Raw genomic sequence first — 17,254 nt, forward strand, 5'->3', positions numbered from 1 at the left:
TTTTTATTTGCCTTTTGATGAGTCAGAGGATGGCTCTGACCAAAGTTGTTGCAAAACGGCCAGCGTATATTGGTCGTTATTTTCGCCGGCAGATTTCAATAAGCTTGTCGGTTTATGCGTTAACTGCTGCACCAGCCTGTGACTGAATCGTTGCAGCACTTCGGCCGGGTCTTTGCCCTGCTCTATTTGCGCTAATGCTTTTTTTAACTGCTCGTCAGCTAGTGTTTTTGTGTGCGTACGGTACTCCCGCACCAGCTCTACACTATTCAGGGATTTCAGCCAGTCATTAAACTCTTTCGTTTGCTGCTGAATAATAACCTGAGCTTCACGAGCTGCCTGCTCACGGTTACGAATATTTTCGCTAATAATACTTTGAAGATCGTCAACTGTATAAAGGTAAGCGTCATCGAGTTCATTAACCTGCTCTTCAATGTCCCGCGGCACAGCCAGATCAATTAACAGCATGGGTCTGTGGCGACGCTTTTTCAGTGCTTTTTCAATGCTGCCTTTGCCCACAATAGGCAAAGTACTGGCGGTTGAACTGACGACAATATCGGCCTGCGGTAATAACTCTGATAACTCAGACAAGCTGTGAGCCGTTGCCCCGACACGTTCAGCCATTTCGCTAGCTCGTTGCAGAGTCCGGTTTGCCACCAGAATTTCGGTTACGCCTTGTTGTTTCAAATGCTGAGCAACCAGCTCGGAAGTATCACCGGCTCCAATCAGCAGCACCTTCGATTTCTGCAAATTAGCGAAAATATGACGCGCCATAGAAACCGCAGCATATGCAACCGAAACCGCGTTTTGACCTACCGCGGTTTCATTTCTAACGGTTTTTGCTACACGAAAGGTTTGCTGAAATAAGCGTTCAAGGATACCGCCCACCGAGGCCTGACGTTTTGCGGCCTGATACGCTTGCTTCACCTGCCCCAGAATTTGTGGCTCGCCAAGCACCAGTGAGTCTAAACCACTGGCAACCGACATAAGATGAGTAATGGCCTGCTCGCCCTGAAAGTGATAATGATGATTTTCCAGCGCATTTGGTGCCAATTTGTGGAAACCGGTTAACCAGCCCAGGAGCAAGTCGCCAGACACTTCACCCCGGCAATATAGCTCGGTTCGGTTACAGGTAGAGACGATGACGGCTTCTTCAACACCTTGAAGATTACGTACAGCCTGCAGCGCAGCATCAAGCTGTTCAGCACTGAACGCAACTTGCTCGCGCAAATCGACTGATGCGGTTTTATGATTAATTCCGAGAGCTGAAATGGTCATCTGACTGTGAAACTCGTTATCCCAACGCGGCCAAAATCTAAGTTGCCCGATTGTACGTGAAAGCCTTAGTCATTGAAAGTGACAGCGCTTTCTGGTCAACTAATTACATTCCGATTGCAGCAATTGAAAAATATGATTCAACGCCGACTATTCTGGGTTTACCTGGTTGTCATAACATCGTTAACCGGGTGCGCGCTGCCGACGCCATCAGAGCAAGCAAGCAGTACCGAAGTTAATCAACGTATTATTGACGCTCATCAACAAAAGCTGGAGCAGTTGCAACAGTGGTCGTTAAGTGGCCGCATGGCGGTTATTCAAAAGCAAAATAAGGAAAGGGACAGTTTTTACATTAACTGGCACTACCAGCCTCACCAACAGGTTATTCGTTTTTCTCACCCGCTAAAAGGCCAACTGGCTAAGCTGACCGTCGATGACAGCGGCGCCTTGTTAACTGACTCCGATGATCAGGAACGCTGGGCTCCTTCAGCAGACGCTTTATTATACCGTCTACTGGGTGCAGCCGTTCCCTTTGAGCAGTTACACCACTGGGTTCTGGGCAGAAAAACAAACTCACTAAAGTCTGTGAGTTATCATAAAGATGGAACCTTAGCTCAGTCGACGATATTTCACCGGGGTCAAAACTGGCAGCTCAACTGGTTCTATGATCAGGACAAAGTACAAACAGTAACCTTGCCGGAACAAATCCATCTGGAAAGTCCGGTTCTACTGATAAAGGTACAAGTGAACGAATGGCAGTAAACATCTTAACGCTCCCAGCTCCGGCGAAACTCAACCTATTTTTGCATATTATCGGGCGCCGCTCCGACGGGTACCACAATTTACAGACTGTTTTTCAGTTTCTGGACTACGCCGACACTCTGAAATTCTATACCGCCGCCGACGACAAGTTTGATTTAATTGACCACGATAGCCACATTCCCCGCGACGAGAATTTAGTCTGGAAGGCGTTAACAGCGCTAAGAAAAACATACGAAGAAAAAGGCATTACGCAACTTCCTGGCTGCTCGATTGAATTAATTAAGAGACTTCCTCAGGGTGCCGGGCTAGGTGGTGGTTCATCTAATGCGGCAACCGCACTGGTGGGGCTGAATCAGCTTTGGGGTAGCCATTTAAATAGCACTGAATTACAGGCAATAGGTCGCAAACTCGGTGCCGATGTGCCTGTGTTTATTCATGGACATGCTTGTTTTGCTGAAGGTATCGGCGATGTGTTCACTAATATAACACCGCCTACTCCGTGGTATTTAGTGGTTAAACCCAATGTTTCTATCAGTACGGCTGCGTTGTTCTCTCACCCTAAGCTAGAACGCAACTGCTCGCCGGTTACCGCGGACAACTGGCAACAGCAAAAAGTCGCGAATGTGTTTGAACCAGTGGTCTGCGATCTACACACCGAAGTTGCTATGTTACGCCGTGCCTTGCTAGAATACGCCCCGACTCGGCTCACTGGCAGTGGAGCATGTCTTTTTTCAACATTCGAAACAAGACAAGCCGCAAAGGAAGCGCAACAGCAGGTTCCCAAAGAACTTTGCTCATTTATCGCTCAAGGCCAGAACCGTTCACCACTTATCCAGACATTAACCCAATAAAAGTCGAGGTATGTTGTGCCTGACATGAAACTTTTCGCCGGCAACGCCACTCCTGAGCTAGCCCAGAAAATCGCCGATCGCCTTTATATCAAACTTGGTGAAGCTTCCGTTGGTCGCTTTAGTGACGGCGAAATTAGCGTCGCCATCAATGAAAACGTCCGCGGTTCCGACGTCTTTATTCTTCAATCTACGTGCGCCCCAACCAATGACAATTTAATGGAACTCATTGTTATGGTGGACGCCTTACGTCGTGCGTCTGCTGGTCGTATTACTGCAGTGATGCCTTATTTTGGTTACGCTCGTCAGGATCGCCGGGTTCGTTCAGCTCGTGTTCCTATTACTGCTAAAGTTGTTGCCGATTTCTTATCCAGTGTGGGTGTTGACCGTGTACTGACTGTCGACTTACACGCAGAGCAAATTCAGGGCTTCTTCGATGTGCCTGTCGATAACGTTTTCGGAACCCCGGTTTTATTAGAGCACATGCGTCAGCAAAACTTCGACCATCCGGTTGTGGTCTCTCCTGATATTGGTGGTGTTGTGCGTGCCCGTGCTTTTGCCAAGCTAATGGACGACACCGATTTAGCCATCATTGATAAGCGCCGTCCGTCAGCCAACGTATCGCAGGTTATGCACATAATTGGTGATGTTAAAGGCCGTGACTGCATTATTGTCGATGACATGATTGATACTGGCGGAACGCTTTGCAAAGCCGCAGAAGCACTGAAATCTCACGGTGCAAAGCGTGTGTTTGCTTACGCTACTCACCCGGTGTTTTCCGGTAATGCGGTGCAGAACATTAAAGACTCTGAAATTGACGAATTTATCGTTACCGACAGTGTTCCGTTGAGCGATGCCATGAAAGCCACTGGTAAAGTTACTCAGTTAACCTTGTCCGGTATGCTTTCAGAAGCACTGCGTCGAGTCAGTAATGAAGAATCTATTTCAGCAATGTTCGATTACTGATTGTTGTAATTATTCCTGCCCAGTGCTAGTATTGCGCGCCCTTAGAAACCGGCCTCGTTGTCGGTTTCTAAGTTTCTGGGTCAGCTCTTGGTCGCGAGTGCTGACAAATAAAAACTTTAAACATTGAGAGGCCAAATCATGGCTGAATTAGATTTTAACATCCAAGCTACCGTCCGCACGGACAAAGGGAAAGGTGCGAGCCGCCGCCTGCGTCATGAGGACAAAGTACCAGCGATTTTATACGGTGGTCAGGGCGAGCCAATCGCATTAGCGTTAGACCACAATAAAGTGAATAACATGGCCGACTACGAAGCCTTCTATTCACACATTGTGACGCTGGAATTTGATGGTAAGAAACATCAGGCAATCCTAAAAGACATGCAGCGTCACCCGTACAAGCCTAAATTGACTCACCTGGATTTCCAGCGTGTAGAAAAAGGCCACAAACTTCACACTAACTTACCTCTGCATTTCTTAAACGAAACAACTGCGAAGGGCGTTAAAGAAGAAGGCGGTGTTGTTGTTCACCACGTAAACGACGTGGAAATTACTGTATTACCGAAAGACTTACCAGAATACCTGGAAGTTGATATTGCTGAACTCAGCGTAGGTGACACCATTCACCTGACTGACTTAAAACTGCCAAAAGGCGTTGAGTTAGTTGAACTGACTAAAGGTGAAGACCACGACCAGGCGGTTGTGTCTATTACTGCTCCTCGCGTCGAGAAAGAAGAGACCGAAGAAGATACAGTAGCACCCGGCGACGTTCCTGCTGAAAACAGCAAAGACGCTGACGAAGAATAAGTCAGTCTCCTGTTATGGGAACTGAAGTAAAACTGCTTGTGGGCCTGGGAAATCCGGGCCCCGAGTATGAACGAACTCGCCACAACGCTGGTTTCTGGTTAGTCGATGACTTTTGCAGACGCCACGCGATTACGCTCTCCCCTGATACAAAAAGCAAAGCTCTGATTGGACGCTGGCAACAAGGCGCTCATGACCTGCGCATTGTATTACCACAAAATTTTATGAACCGTAGTGGCTTCTCTGTTGCGGCTCTGGCTAACTTTTATAAAATACCGGCTAACGAAATTTTAGTGGCTTACGATGAGCTCGATTTACCACCCGGCGTTGCTAAGTTTAAGAAAGGTGGAGGTGCCGGCGGGCATAACGGAATTAAAGACATTATTGCCCAGACAGGCAGCCAGGACTTTATGCGGTTACGCATTGGTATTGGCCACCCGGGCGATAAAACGAAGGTAACTGGCTTTGTCTTAGGCAAAGCTTCAGCAAATGAACAGCGGCTTATTGATGACTGTATCGATGAAGCCAGCCGCAGTATCGACACATTAATGGCGGAAGGCTGGGGAACTGCGTTGCAGCGCCTGCATAGCTACCGCCCTGAACAGAAAGGCTAAACTCTCATGGGATTTCGATGTGGTATCGTTGGTTTACCTAACGTAGGTAAATCCACTCTCTTCAACGCACTGACCAAAGCAGGCATTGAAGCTGCAAACTTTCCATTTTGTACCATCGAACCAAACACTGGCGTTGTGCCTGTTCCTGACCCTCGCCTTGATAAACTAGCCGCTATTGTTAACCCGGAACGAGTCATTCCAACAACCATGGAGTTTGTGGATATCGCCGGGTTAGTTAAAGGTGCTTCAAAAGGCGAAGGCTTAGGTAACCAGTTTTTAGCAAACATTCGTGAAACTGACGCTATTGGCCATGTTGTTCGCTGTTTTGAAGACGACAACATAGTGCATGTCAGCGGTGGTATCGACCCTGCCGATGACATTGACACCATTAACACCGAGCTGGCATTAGCCGATTTAGACTCGGTTGATAAGTCTCTATACCGTTTAAGTAAAAAAGCGAAAGGTGGAGATTCACAAGCTAAAGCCGAAATCGCCGTGCTGGAAAAGCTGAAACCGGCACTGGACGAAGGCCAAATGGCTCGTTCTGTTGAGCTAAGCAAAGATGAGCGTGCCACTATTCGTTCATACAACTTGCTAACTTTAAAGCCGACTATGTACATTGCTAATGTCAACGAAGACGGCTTTGAAAATAACCCTCATCTTGACAAAGTTCGTGAAATTGCCGCAACCGAGAATGCGGTAGTCGTTCCGGTATGTGCCGCTATTGAATCAGAAATTGCCGAGCTGGACGAAGCCGATAAAGAAGAGTTCTTAAGCGAACTGGGTCAGGACGAACCGGGGCTTAACCGCGTTATTCGTGGCGGCTATGAACTACTAAACCTGCACACTTACTTCACCGCCGGCGTAAAGGAAGTTCGCGCCTGGACAGTTAAAGTGGGTTCAACTGCACCGCAGGCAGCCGGACGCATTCATACTGACTTTGAAAAAGGCTTTATTCGTGCCGAGATTGTTGGTTATGACGACTATATAGCTAACAACGGTGAACAAGGCGCAAAAGATGCCGGGAAATGGCGTCTCGAAGGGAAAGAGTACATTGTGAAAGACGGCGATGTCATTCACTTCCGCTTTAACGTTTAAATACCGATTAGTGGCTCGCTCTCAGCGAGCCACTTTTTCCTCATTACTCTTCAACAATATCGCCATGCATTGGCGCCAGCACGCCCAATAACTGATTCTGCGCTGAAACCGGCACATCCTCTTTTTCCATTGCAGCAATCAAGTGTTCGACTAAAGCGTTAAAATCCGCATTGTCGACTCCCATATTACGATGGGAAGTTTTCATATCCTCGCCACTGTAATCACAAGGACCGCCACTTAAGTCACACACTTGTTCACTAATGAGTTTGTGCACACGCATAATATCAACACCATCAAAATGATGCGCAATACGCTCATCACCACCCACCCGATAGAGCATTTCTTCGACGATAGTCTCTATGCCCTGCTGCTCACCCAGTTGCTGATACAGACTCTGAGCAAAGCTAAGCGGCGAAAACAACAAGACCGCCATTAACAAAACGGTTTTCATAGTCTCTCCTTAAAAGGCTGCCTGAACCGATAAATACCAACCCGTTTGATCATCCAGGCCGGCAATCGAGCCCAGATCGGTGTAGGCACCAACGACCGATACATGTTTATTCGGGAAATAAGCAACAAAAAGATCTTTCCAGTCCTGCTCTTGAGCAAAACTTAAGTTGTCCGGTTTCTGTCGGTACTCAACGCCTACAGCCCAATAACGATTAATAAACGCAGCTACGGAAGCTTCAGCCAGCCACTCGCGTCCATCTTCTTTATCGCCGCCAAAGCCCAGTAAGCCCAATTGATTAGCTTTACTTGAACGCAAAGTCAGATTAGCAACCCAGGTACGGTGGAAAGGCCCGTCTAGCCAGGCTTTTGCCGCACTGACATACCAGTCGGTGCCACTGTCATCCTGAGAGCCTACCGCCGCTGGCAACTCATAATCGTTGTTCTTCTTATGTTGTAAACCCAGGCTTATTTGCGGTAGGCCACCATAAATTAAGTCTCCTGCCAAACGTACTTTTGCACCAACAATGCTTTGGCTCAATTCGCCGCCAATAGTGGAGAGATCAAAGGTTTGTTCAGCATACGAAAGCTCAATACGGTTGTTCCAGCTCAAACTGGCGCCCTGAACACTTAAGCGGAAATCATCAACTGAAACTTCACTTAAGTTAACCGTCGCGCCAAATTGGCCTTCACCGGCATAACTGCTTAACGTAGCCCAGGGCACTATGCCTCCGCCGCCAGAGCCTTCAAGACTACTGGTACCACCGGTCGCTAGTAATCGGGCTCCCTGATCCGCTGCTGCAGGCGGGGTTAAAGCTAGAGCACAGGTCAGCAAAAAACCGCCACCATATAAACACTTGTTCATCATTCGTTATCATCCATTGGTTTCATGGTTATTTAAGTAATCTATAAAGCCTGAAATTGGTAAGGGTTTGCTAAAGAAATAGCCTTGCAACTCATCGCAATGCATCGACTGCAACACTCTCCAGCTATCCTCATTTTCCACACCTTCTGCAACGACACGAAGACCTAACTCGTGAGCTAAGTGTATGGTTGAACGAACAATAGATTTGTCCTTAGACTCCTCGCTCAAATGCTGCACAAAGGCCCGGTCTACTTTCAATTCCTCTACTGGTAAACGGCGCAATTGTGCCAATGAGGAGTGACCGGTACCGTAGTCATCAATTGATATTGAAAACCCAAGACGCTTCAATGTTTCCAGCCGGGCAATGGCTTTTTCCGGGTCTTTCATTACCGCACTTTCTGTAATTTCCAGTACCAGTAATTTTGGCAACTCAGGAAAATCAATAATGAGTTGTTCAAACAGCAAGGGTAAGGCGTCGCTCAATAAGTCGACGGTTGACAAATTGATGCTCAATTTTAAAGTTCGCCCCTGCTCATGCCAGCTCTGAAGCAGTTTGGCCGACTCTCTGCACACCCAGTTGGTCAACTCTGTAATGGCTCCGGATTGCTCTGCTAACGGAATAAATTCATCCGGTCCGACAAATCCGAGCTTATCACTTTGCCATCTCAACAATACCTCAGCCCCCACCAATGAACCCGTCTGGCAATTAATTTTAGGTTGCAGTACAAGATGTAGCTCCTTATCCGCTACTGCGTCTTTAAGGGACTCGATAATTTGCAGGCGCCGCATGTATTGTTCGTCCAACCCACTTTTATATTCAACATAAAAGCTCTTCTGGAGTTTGGACTGCTGAACACTGACTTGCGCGCGACGAATAAGTAAGTCGACCTCGTTGCCATGCCCAGGAAAATAAACAACACCGATATTAAAGGCCAGCCGATAATCACTGTCGCCGACTTTAAAAGGCGTATCAAGAAAAGAGTGAAGCTCTTTAATTTTGTTGTCGAGATCGAATTCGGACTTATCAGAAGCGTATAAAACAGCAAATTCGTCGCCACCGATGCGAGCCAATAATTCAGCGTTGCCACAACACCACTTCAGCCGGGCAGATAACTGACGCAGGATGTCATCACCGATTTCCTGCCCCACACTGTCGTTGAGAACTCTGAATTGATGAATATTCAACAATAACAGGCATCCGGAGCTGGTATTGCCATCTAAACGGTACTGTAACTGCTCACGGAAAAACGAACGATTCGGTAAATCGGTTAAATGGTCATGAGATGCCTGATAAGAAATTCTTTTTTCACGTTCGGAAATAGCCTTGCGCATGCTGCCAAAGGTATTCGCCAGCTCTCCGAACTCATCGTCGTTCAGCGACAACTCGGATTCGCTGTAGTCGCCTTGCTGTAATTTCCTAGCCGCTCCCGATAACTGCTGTAACGGACGGGAAACCCCTCGGGCTATAATCGCCGCTAAAAGCATAGCTATAACCAGAGCGACAATTGCAATTAAAGCAATTTGCCAATGCAGCCGTGTGAACTCGGCGGCCGCCGTTTCAAGTGACGTTGTCAATGCCACATGAACGGCGTCATCGGAACCGGCATCAAGCACCACTTCACTCCCCGCCAGTTCCTGGCTTAACAGCCAGTTATCAAGAGTATGACCGTCTTTGTTCAGGGCTTTTGCAAACGAGGACACTTGTCGGGCCTCCAAACTGGAAGCAATGACTTTTCCCGAGTTCTCCAGCCACAGGGTGATATCGGCATTAGCCAGGTTTTTTAACTCTTCTGCTAACCCCGAATCCACTTCAAAACCTAAGGTTGCCCAGGCAATAAGATTTGGAGCATTAACCGGTACTGTAACCAGTTGAAACAGTTCTCCTTCGACAACCGCCAGTTCACTGTTCGAGCCTGCCCCACTATGTCTAATACGTAGCTTATCAAAAGCATGAGATGATGCTATTTCTTCGCCCTCGGGAGTTTGCAGCACCATCAACTCAGCTTCAATACGCTCACCGTAATTGACCAAAGCTGACACTATGGTTTCCCGATCTTTTGAAGCCACCGCGCGTTTAAACCCAAAATCGTCGGTAAGAACTTCTGCCGCTTGCAACAACTGAGCGCTACGGCTATCCAGAAGCTCCCGGAAGACTCTTTCACTAACACTAAGCTCACGTTCAATGGAGCGGCCTAACTGATTCTCTGTAGCGACCCAAACTGCAGCTAACGCAACCAACAAAGCGCCAGCTACAAGCCCTGCAAGGATGAGAACTAAACGGGTTCTGAACCGTGTTATCATCAATTCCCTCTACGATTAAAGCGCTGTTCCAGCCGCGACGGCTCTTTATCTTTCTGCACCGGCGGTGATACTTGCACCTGCGCGGTTAGCTTCCCTGAATCTGAGGCTAATTGCACGCTCTGTGCTTTAGACAATTCGTCCCCCATCCAATAATGCCAAACCTTGATTTCAGCGGGCGGTTCTCTTTCTTCCAGATTAAGCTCCGCAATACCTTGTTCATTCGTTACAGCAACATCATATTCGTCACTTACCAACACATAGGCAACCATCTGGTCGTGAATATTGCACCCGAGAGTCACTATGCCAGCTTTATCAAAATTAACACTTGGCTTTTCTTTATCGGAATAAAGTTTTAACTCAAAATTCTTAGCCTCAGAAAAAGAGTAAACATGGTGTCGAATGTTATCACTGTTAGGAAAAACAACGTCAGTGCCAGGCTCTACTGCGCTAACCGTGGGCGTAAACTGCTTGTCCACCTGATCAACTACCGCCGACTGCCCAGGCACTTTGACAGACGGCTTTTCCCTCTCAATTAATAGTGCAGCATTTGCCAACGGCTGACCATCTGCGGCCACAACCTCAACCGTTACGGTATCTGCAACTACGTTTTGAACCACAGATGCCATGAAAAAAACACCAACAAAAAATCGCTTCACACAGGATCCTCCACAAAATCACCATTGGGCGCACATCAGTCAACCGTAACCGAAAAAACGAAATTGCGCTATGATTGGAGTACGTATTAATGATCCACTATGGTTCATTATTGGTATTTGAAATACTCAGTGGCGACATACTAATTTCGATACGAAGCTTTTACTCTTAAGCTTATGACAGGAGGGATATTCATGAGTCAGGATTATCGCACAGAGAAAGACAGTATGGGCGAGGTCAAAGTCCTCTCAAAAGCACTTTATGCTGCACAAACTCAACGCGCCGTTGATAACTTTTCCATCAGCGGGTTAACCTTACCCACTCAGTTAATACAAGCCATCGCAATGGTTAAAGCGAGTGCGGCCGGAGCAAACGCTAAAATCGGTCAGTTAGAAAAGGAACAGGCTGGCGCCATTATTAAAGCGGCTAAAGAAATCATTAACGGTCAACACTTAGAGCACTTCCCTATCGATGTATTTCAAACCGGTTCAGGCACCAGTTCCAATATGAATGTGAACGAGGTTATTGCCAATTTAGCTAAACAAAACGGTGTTGAAATTCACCCCAATGACCATGTAAACCAAAGCCAGTCAAGCAACGATGTTATACCTACCGCCATTCAGGTAGCGAGTGTGCTGGCTGTAGAAAAACAGTTAGAACCGGCTTTAAAAGGTCTTATTGACACCATTCGCAAGAAAGCCATTGAGCTACGCAATGTGGTAAAAACCGGCAGAACCCATTTAATGGATGCCATGCCAATGACCATGGCGCAAGAACTTGAAGCCTGGGCGGGTCAGTTGGACATTACCGCTGAACAACTTCCACAGTTATTGCAGCGCAGCCGAGTTCTTCCTCAGGGCGGTACAGCAATAGGTACCGGAATAAATGCCCCTAAAGAATTCGCAGCTGAGTTTGCCGAACAGTTGACTCAGCTTAGCGGCAGTGACTTTAAACACTCCGCGAACCCTTTTACGGGTATTGCCGGACAGGAAATCAATTTACAACTCTCGGCACAACTGAATACGCTGGCGACTACCTTACTCAAAGTCAGTAACGACTTACGCTGGATGAACAGTGGACCACTGGCGGGCTTAGGCGAAATTCAGCTAACCGCATTACAACCCGGAAGCAGTATTATGCCGGGTAAAGTGAACCCGGTTATTCCGGAAGCTGTAGCTATGGTTGCCGCTCAGGTAAATGGTAATCACACCACAATTACAACCGCAGCTCAGCAAGGCAACTTCCAGCTAAACGTTATGCTGCCGGTTATTGGCTACAACTTACTACAGTCCATTAATATACTCAGTAACAGTTGTGAAGCTCTGGCAAGCAAAGCTATTGCCGACTTCGAGGTTAATGAAGAGCGACTGCAACAAGCTTTAGCGAAAAACCCTATTCTGGTAACGGCTCTTAATCCGGTCATTGGCTACAATAAGGCCGCTGAAATTGCCAAAGTAGCTTATAAAGATGGCAGAGCCATTATCGATGTTGCTGATGAGATGACCGACTTAGGTCGTGACCGGCTGGAGCACTTGCTGGACCCGAAAAAATTAACTGAAGGTGGCGTTAGCGAATAGCGCCTCTGGTATTTGGAGTACAAAATGAGTCAACAACAAGTTTTAATTACCGGTGCAAACCGCGGCATTGGCTACGAGTTTGCGCGCCAGTACGCTGACAAAGGCTATAAAGTTATTGCGGTTTGCCGTAACAACTCAAAGCAACTGACTGAGTTAGATGTCGATATTATTGAAGGCATTGATGTTACAAAAGCGTCAGATCTTCTTCGTCTTACGGAAAGCATCGGTGATAAAAAAATTGATGTTTTAATTAATAACGCTGGACTGCTTCATAAAGACGAACTGGGTGAACTAGACGCCGGCAATATCCGTGCTCAATTTGAGGTCAATGCGTTAGCCCCGCTACGAGTCACTGAAGCTCTGCTTAAAAACTTGACGGGCGGCAGCAAGGTGGCATTGATTACCAGTCGTATGGGTTCCATTGGCGATAATGGTTCCGGTAGTCGTTATGGTTACCGAATGTCAAAAGCCGCATTAAATGCAGCGGGCAAATCTCTGGCGCTGGACCTAAAAGATAAAGGTATTTCCGTTGTTCTGCTGCATCCGGGCTTTGTACAAACCGAGATGGTTAACCACGCCGGAGATATTCCACCGGAAACCGCAGCTGAACGTTTAATGCAACGCATTGAAGAATTGAATTTAGATACCACCGGACAGTTTTTTCATAGCAACGGAGAAAGCCTGCCCTGGTGATTTGCTGCCTTTTTAAGCAAATAACTGCTTTTTTGCTCAAACGCGCCCGTTAATATCGTTTTTTCTCAAAAATAGGTTGACGGGCTGCGGAGCGATTTGCATAATACGCGCCGCACTCACAGAGAGCGGTAAGTAAAAAGGTATGGCTACGTAGCTCAGCTGGTTAGAGCACAGCACTCATAATGCTGGGGTCGCAAGTTCGAATCTCGCCGTAGCCACCAACCTTTAACTGATAATGATGCGGACGTGGTGGAATTGGTAGACACGCTGGATTTAGGTTCCAGTGCCTCACGGCGTGAGAGTTCAAGTCTCTCCGTCCGCACCAACTCTCAGAGCCAGCTAAAATTGGGGCATAGCCAAGCGGTAAGGCAGCGGGTTTTGATCCCGCGATTCCCAGGTTCGATCCCTGGTGCCCCAGCCATTAGTTGTTTCCAAAAGTGATTGCCATCTTAGTAGGATGGGGCATAGCCAAGCGGTAAGGCAGCGGGTTTTGATCCCGCGATTCCCAGGTTCGATCCCTGGTGCCCCAGCCATACTAACTACTGTTGCGGTGGTGGCGGAATTGGTAGACGCGCTAGCTTCAGGTGCTAGTGTCCGTAAGGACGTGGGGGTTCAAGTCCCCCCCTCCGCACCACTTTATTTGAGTATAATTTTACTCAAGTAAAAGTGGAAAAACAGAAAGGCCACCTTAAGGTGGTTTTTTTGTGCCTGTTATTCGCCCACAGCCTGCTTTAACAACCAACGCTTAACCCACGGAAAAGCCGCTACTTTCAAGGATGCTGCGGTTGCAAACTGCATAACTGGATTACGACTGCGCCAACCAAACTGTATGGCATCCATCATTCTCATCATTTTCGCGTTTTCGCCTTGCCGGGTCTTTTCGTATTTATCCAAAGCTACGCTTGGAGTATTTTCCTGTAGTACCTCAACCAGACAGCGAACATCGGCAAACCCCAGATTAACGCCCTGCCCGGCCATAGGGTGAATACTGTGAGCAGCATCGCCTAATAAAACAATAGAGCCTTCTTTAACGTAGTGTGCAGCATGTTTTCTCTGCAGCGCAAAACTAGCGCTTTTAAGTACCCGGAAATTACCGATATGGGGAGAAAAGGTCTCTCGCAAATAAGCTTCAAGACCCGCCTTGTCTCTCTGCAGGGAGTTGATGTTGTCACGTAAGCCGTAGTCTATAAGGCAAGCTTGTTGCTCGGTCAATGGCAGTAGAGCATAAGGCCCCTGCGGGCGAAAAACTTCCCAGGTTTCAGGTTCTATCGGCTTTTCCAGACTGACATTAGCTAATAAGCAACGTTGCTCGTAGTCCCAGCCCCGATAATGAAAACCAGCAAGCTGCGCCACTATAGAATTGGCTCCGTCACAGCCCAACAACAGATCATAACTGAGCGTATCGCCCTGACTTAAAACCACTGTTTTTGTCCCGGCATTGAGTTTATCGAGCGTTTCGCCTTCTCGTAAATCAACGTTCTTAAGAGAGCGCAGTTTTGTCCATAGCGCAAGCTGCAAAGCATTATTTTCGACCATAACGCCAAGTTTGGATAAGCCCGCTTCATTCGCCTGAAAGCTCAGGTTATGGCCACTTTGCGATGTTACGCTCAGTTTCTGATAATCGAAAACCCGCTGCTGACGCACACAAACGCCAATGCCTAACTCTAGCAACCATTCCCAATTGCTATTATTCACAGACGATATGCGTAAATCCCAATCAGGGTCTGTACCGCTGTCTTTTCCCGGAGGAAAAGGTTCAAGTAAGGTCACATTTGCACCGTGCTGCGCTAATGCCAGCGCTGCCGACGCACCAACCATTCCGCCGCCATTTATTAATACTGATAGCTGTTTCATGTACCGCGCGCTCTCTCCTCACATTCCCGCTAACCCTTATAAATAACACATCTCGTGGTGAATTTCCGTTATCATAGTCAATAAGACGATGTTCAGAGTGTTTTTTATGCAGACCAGGGAAAGTTCACAAAAAGCGGTCATTATTGCTTCTTTGCTTATTTTAAGTGCCGAAGCCAGTTTTGCAGGCGTCAGTGCGCTGGTTAAATACATCAGTCAGGATCAACCTTTCGAGCAATTGGTCTTTTTTCGTAACCTGATGGCCTTTCTCGTTCTTCTTCCCTGGTTATGGCGAAAAGGTCTTGGCAACTTAAAAACAGAACGCCTGAAACTGCACCTTATTCGTGGTGCTGCGGGCATTGCCGCTATGTACTTGTTTTTCTACGCTATTGCGACAATTCCGCTGGCGCAGGCTACTCTGGTTCTGTTGCTGTCCCCCTTTTTAATTCCAGTTATTGGCTGGCTTTGGCTACACGACTATGTGGCTAAACAAACCTGGCTGGCTATTGGGCTGGGTTTTATTGGTGTCTTTATTTTTCTCGACCCTATGAACAGCGAGCTTTCACCTGTCATCGGGTTAGCCTTTTTAGCCGCCGCATTCGCAGCCTTCACCAAAACCGTCATTCGCCGCATGTCGGACACCGAATCGACAAGTAAAATTGTATTTTATTTTTCTACTCTGGCCACCATTGCTTCAGGGCTTCCGCTGCTGTGGTTGTGGCAACCTATTCCAACTCAGCACTGGCTTGGAGTTGTTGTTATGGGCTTGCTGGCAGTTTATGGGCAATTGGCTATGACCAAAGCTTTTTCCATCGCCCCACCAGCAAAGGTTGGAGTGTTTACTTACAGCTCAGTTTTGTTCGCCGCTTTACTCGGCTACTGGTTATTTGGAGAGGAACTTGCCTGGCACATGCTGTGGGGCGCGTTAATCATTGTTGTTGCAGGCTATTTTGCCATACGAACACGGCGCAAAAGTTAATCATTTCAAACTTGGCAATCTGCTCCAATACGCGATAAAATAAGCGCCTTATACGAAATCCATCAACCATCGAGTGGTCATGAGTAAGAAGTTATATATCAAAACCTGGGGTTGCCAGATGAACGAGTACGATTCCACCAAAATGGCGGAATTGCTCCACTCAACCCACGGCTACGATGTTGCCGAAGAAGCCGAAGATGCCGATCTCATTCTTTTGAACACCTGTTCCATCCGCGAAAAAGCGCAGGAAAAGGTTTTTCACCAGTTAGGTCGCTGGAAAAACCTGAAAAAGAACAATCCGAATTTATTGATTGGTGTTGGTGGCTGCGTTGCTTCTCAGGAAGGCAATGAAATACGCGCCCGCGCGCCTTTTGTCGATATTATCTTTGGCCCTCAAACCTTGCACCGCTTACCGGAAATGGTTAATCAGGTCAGCGAGACTCATGCGCCTATGGTTGACGTCTCTTTTCCTGAAATTGAAAAGTTTGACCGTCTAGCCGAGCCTAAAGCAGACGGTGCCAGTGCTTTTGTCTCTATTATGGAAGGCTGCAGCAAATATTGCTCATTCTGTGTTGTGCCTTACACTCGTGGTGAAGAAGTCAGTCGCCCGGTTGATGATGTCATTTATGAAATTGCACAACTAGCGGAACAAGGCGTCCGTGAAGTAAACCTGTTAGGACAAAACGTTAACGCCTATCGCGGTGAGCATTACGACGGCGAAGTGTGCCGCTTTGCTGAATTGCTGCACCTGGTTGCGGCAATTGATGGTATTGATCGGATTCGCTATACCACATCGCATCCGGTTGAATTTACAGACGACATTACCGAAGCCTATAAAACCATTCCGGAGCTGGTCAGCCATTTACACTTACCAGTACAAAGTGGTTCAGACCGTATATTGACCATGATGAAGCGTGGTCACACGGCGTTGGAATACAAATCGAAAATTCGCGCCTTGAAAAAAGCGCGCCCTGATATCGCCATGTCATCAGATTTTATCATCGGTTTCCCCGGCGAAAGCGATGCCGATTTTGAAGCAACCATGGATCTTATCCAGAGCATTGACTTCGACATGAGCTTCAGCTTTATTTATAGTGCTCGCCCGGGAACGCCAGCGGCTGATTTACCTGACGACATTAGTGAAGAAACCAAGAAAAAGCGGCTGCAGCTATTACAGCAACGTTTGAACCAACAGTCTATGGCGCACGCTCGTCGTATGCTGGAGACAGAGCAACGCATATTGGTTACCGGACCATCGAAAAAGAACCCGATGGAGCTTACCGGACGCACTGAAAACAATCGGGTTGTAAATTTTGTTGGTCAACCCCATATGATTGGGCAGTTCGTTGATGTACGTATTACCGAAGTTCTTCCTAACTCGCTACGCGGTGAGTTAATTCGGGAAGAAGCCGATATGGGGCTTCGTGTAGATACGGCACCAGAAATTATTTTGCAAAGAGGAAAATCGAGCGAGCCTGATGAATTAGGCGTTGTTCGAATGCCTCGACAAGCCAGTTAAGTAAAGA

16 protein-coding genes and 5 tRNA genes are annotated in these 17,254 nt (G+C 47.4%); 15 read left to right on the forward strand and 6 right to left on the reverse strand.

Annotation, left to right across the window (positions count from 1 at the left end):
- Positions 1-3: 3 nt before the first annotated feature.
- Positions 4-1,275: a glutamyl-tRNA reductase gene (hemA, locus tag IL_RS04705; RefSeq protein ID WP_011234177.1), complete on the reverse strand. Its 1,272-nt coding sequence runs from the start codon at positions 1,273-1,275 to the stop codon at positions 4-6.
- A gap of 132 nt (positions 1,276-1,407) precedes the next feature.
- Here hemA and lolB point away from each other — a divergent pair, with 132 nt between their 5' ends.
- The 6 genes from lolB to ychF all read left to right on the forward strand — a co-directional run bounded on the left by lolB (position 1,408) and on the right by ychF (position 6,361).
- Positions 1,408-2,034 carry a lipoprotein insertase outer membrane protein LolB gene (gene lolB / locus IL_RS04710; RefSeq protein WP_011234178.1) on the forward strand — a complete coding sequence of 209 codons (627 nt, stop codon included), beginning with the start codon at positions 1,408-1,410 and terminating at the stop codon, positions 2,032-2,034.
- Positions 2,025-2,885: a 4-(cytidine 5'-diphospho)-2-C-methyl-D-erythritol kinase gene (gene ispE, locus IL_RS04715; RefSeq protein ID WP_011234179.1), complete on the forward strand. Its 861-nt coding sequence runs from the start codon at positions 2,025-2,027 to the stop codon at positions 2,883-2,885. The genes lolB and ispE overlap by 10 nt, the downstream gene beginning before the upstream one ends.
- 15 nt (positions 2,886-2,900) lie before the next feature.
- Positions 2,901-3,848: a ribose-phosphate pyrophosphokinase gene (locus IL_RS04720; protein WP_016341307.1), complete on the forward strand. Its 948-nt coding sequence runs from the start codon at positions 2,901-2,903 to the stop codon at positions 3,846-3,848.
- Between the two features lie 138 nt (positions 3,849-3,986).
- A complete protein-coding gene (locus IL_RS04725) occupies positions 3,987-4,652 on the forward strand; it encodes a 50S ribosomal protein L25/general stress protein Ctc (protein WP_011234181.1) in 666 nt (221 codons plus the stop codon).
- Between the two features lie 14 nt (positions 4,653-4,666).
- Positions 4,667-5,263, forward strand: a complete 597-nt coding sequence (gene pth, locus IL_RS04730) for an aminoacyl-tRNA hydrolase (protein ID WP_011234182.1) — start codon at positions 4,667-4,669, stop codon at positions 5,261-5,263.
- A 6-nt stretch (positions 5,264-5,269) separates the two neighbouring features.
- The gene (gene ychF / locus IL_RS04735; RefSeq protein WP_011234183.1) at positions 5,270-6,361 is read left to right on the forward strand and encodes a redox-regulated ATPase YchF; all 1,092 of its coding nucleotides are present in this window, start codon (positions 5,270-5,272) and stop codon (positions 6,359-6,361) included.
- 43 nt (positions 6,362-6,404) lie between these two features.
- Here the strand turns inward: ychF and IL_RS04740 are convergent, their stop codons facing one another.
- From IL_RS04740 to IL_RS04755, 4 genes are read right to left on the reverse strand one after another with little or no spacing between them, the layout of a single operon-like run.
- Positions 6,405-6,812 (reverse strand): group I truncated hemoglobin, encoded by a 408-nt coding sequence (locus tag IL_RS04740; RefSeq protein WP_011234184.1) that lies wholly within the window; start codon positions 6,810-6,812, stop codon positions 6,405-6,407.
- Positions 6,813-6,821: 9 nt separating this feature from the next.
- Positions 6,822-7,676, reverse strand: coding sequence for a DUF3034 family protein (locus IL_RS04745; RefSeq protein ID WP_011234185.1), 855 nt, complete (start codon positions 7,674-7,676; stop codon positions 6,822-6,824).
- Positions 7,677-7,682: 6 nt separating this feature from the next.
- Positions 7,683-9,974 (reverse strand): bifunctional diguanylate cyclase/phosphodiesterase, encoded by a 2,292-nt coding sequence (locus IL_RS04750; RefSeq protein WP_011234186.1) that lies wholly within the window; start codon positions 9,972-9,974, stop codon positions 7,683-7,685.
- Positions 9,974-10,600, reverse strand: a complete 627-nt coding sequence (locus tag IL_RS04755) for a methylamine utilization protein (RefSeq protein ID WP_011234187.1) — start codon at positions 10,598-10,600, stop codon at positions 9,974-9,976. Before IL_RS04755 ends, IL_RS04750 begins: the two co-directional genes overlap by 1 nt.
- A 222-nt stretch (positions 10,601-10,822) precedes the next feature.
- On the opposite strand from IL_RS04755, the gene IL_RS04760 reads away from it, so the two are divergent.
- The 7 genes from IL_RS04760 (at position 10,823) to IL_RS04790 (ending at position 13,532) form a co-directional block, all read left to right on the forward strand.
- Entirely contained in the window at positions 10,823-12,205 is a 1,383-nt protein-coding gene (locus tag IL_RS04760) for a class II fumarate hydratase (RefSeq protein WP_011234188.1), read from the forward strand.
- 24 nt (positions 12,206-12,229) lie between these two features.
- Positions 12,230-12,898 carry an SDR family oxidoreductase gene (locus tag IL_RS04765; protein ID WP_011234189.1) on the forward strand — a complete coding sequence of 223 codons (669 nt, stop codon included), beginning with the start codon at positions 12,230-12,232 and terminating at the stop codon, positions 12,896-12,898.
- A gap of 144 nt (positions 12,899-13,042) precedes the next feature.
- Positions 13,043-13,119 (forward strand) — tRNA-Met (locus IL_RS04770).
- Positions 13,120-13,138: 19 nt separating this feature from the next.
- Positions 13,139-13,223, forward strand: a tRNA-Leu gene (locus IL_RS04775).
- A 21-nt stretch (positions 13,224-13,244) separates the two neighbouring features.
- Positions 13,245-13,319: transfer RNA gene (locus tag IL_RS04780), tRNA-Gln, on the forward strand.
- A 37-nt stretch (positions 13,320-13,356) separates the two neighbouring features.
- A tRNA-Gln gene (locus tag IL_RS04785) sits at positions 13,357-13,431 on the forward strand.
- A 14-nt stretch (positions 13,432-13,445) separates the two neighbouring features.
- Positions 13,446-13,532 (forward strand) — tRNA-Leu (locus IL_RS04790).
- A 77-nt stretch (positions 13,533-13,609) separates the two neighbouring features.
- Here IL_RS04790 and IL_RS04795 read toward each other — a convergent pair.
- The gene (locus IL_RS04795) at positions 13,610-14,752 is read right to left on the reverse strand and encodes an FAD-dependent oxidoreductase (protein ID WP_011234190.1); all 1,143 of its coding nucleotides are present in this window, start codon (positions 14,750-14,752) and stop codon (positions 13,610-13,612) included.
- Between the two features lie 106 nt (positions 14,753-14,858).
- On the opposite strand from IL_RS04795, the gene IL_RS04800 reads away from it, so the two are divergent.
- Both IL_RS04800 and miaB read left to right on the forward strand, forming a co-directional pair.
- Positions 14,859-15,728: a DMT family transporter gene (locus IL_RS04800; protein WP_011234191.1), complete on the forward strand. Its 870-nt coding sequence runs from the start codon at positions 14,859-14,861 to the stop codon at positions 15,726-15,728.
- A gap of 79 nt (positions 15,729-15,807) precedes the next feature.
- Complete coding sequence (miaB, locus tag IL_RS04805; protein WP_011234192.1) at positions 15,808-17,247, forward strand: tRNA (N6-isopentenyl adenosine(37)-C2)-methylthiotransferase MiaB; 1,440 nt, start codon at positions 15,808-15,810, stop codon at positions 17,245-17,247.
- Positions 17,248-17,254 lie beyond the last annotated feature (7 nt).

The organism is Idiomarina loihiensis L2TR, assembly GCF_000008465.1.
GTDB lineage: Bacteria > Pseudomonadota > Gammaproteobacteria > Enterobacterales > Alteromonadaceae > Idiomarina > Idiomarina loihiensis.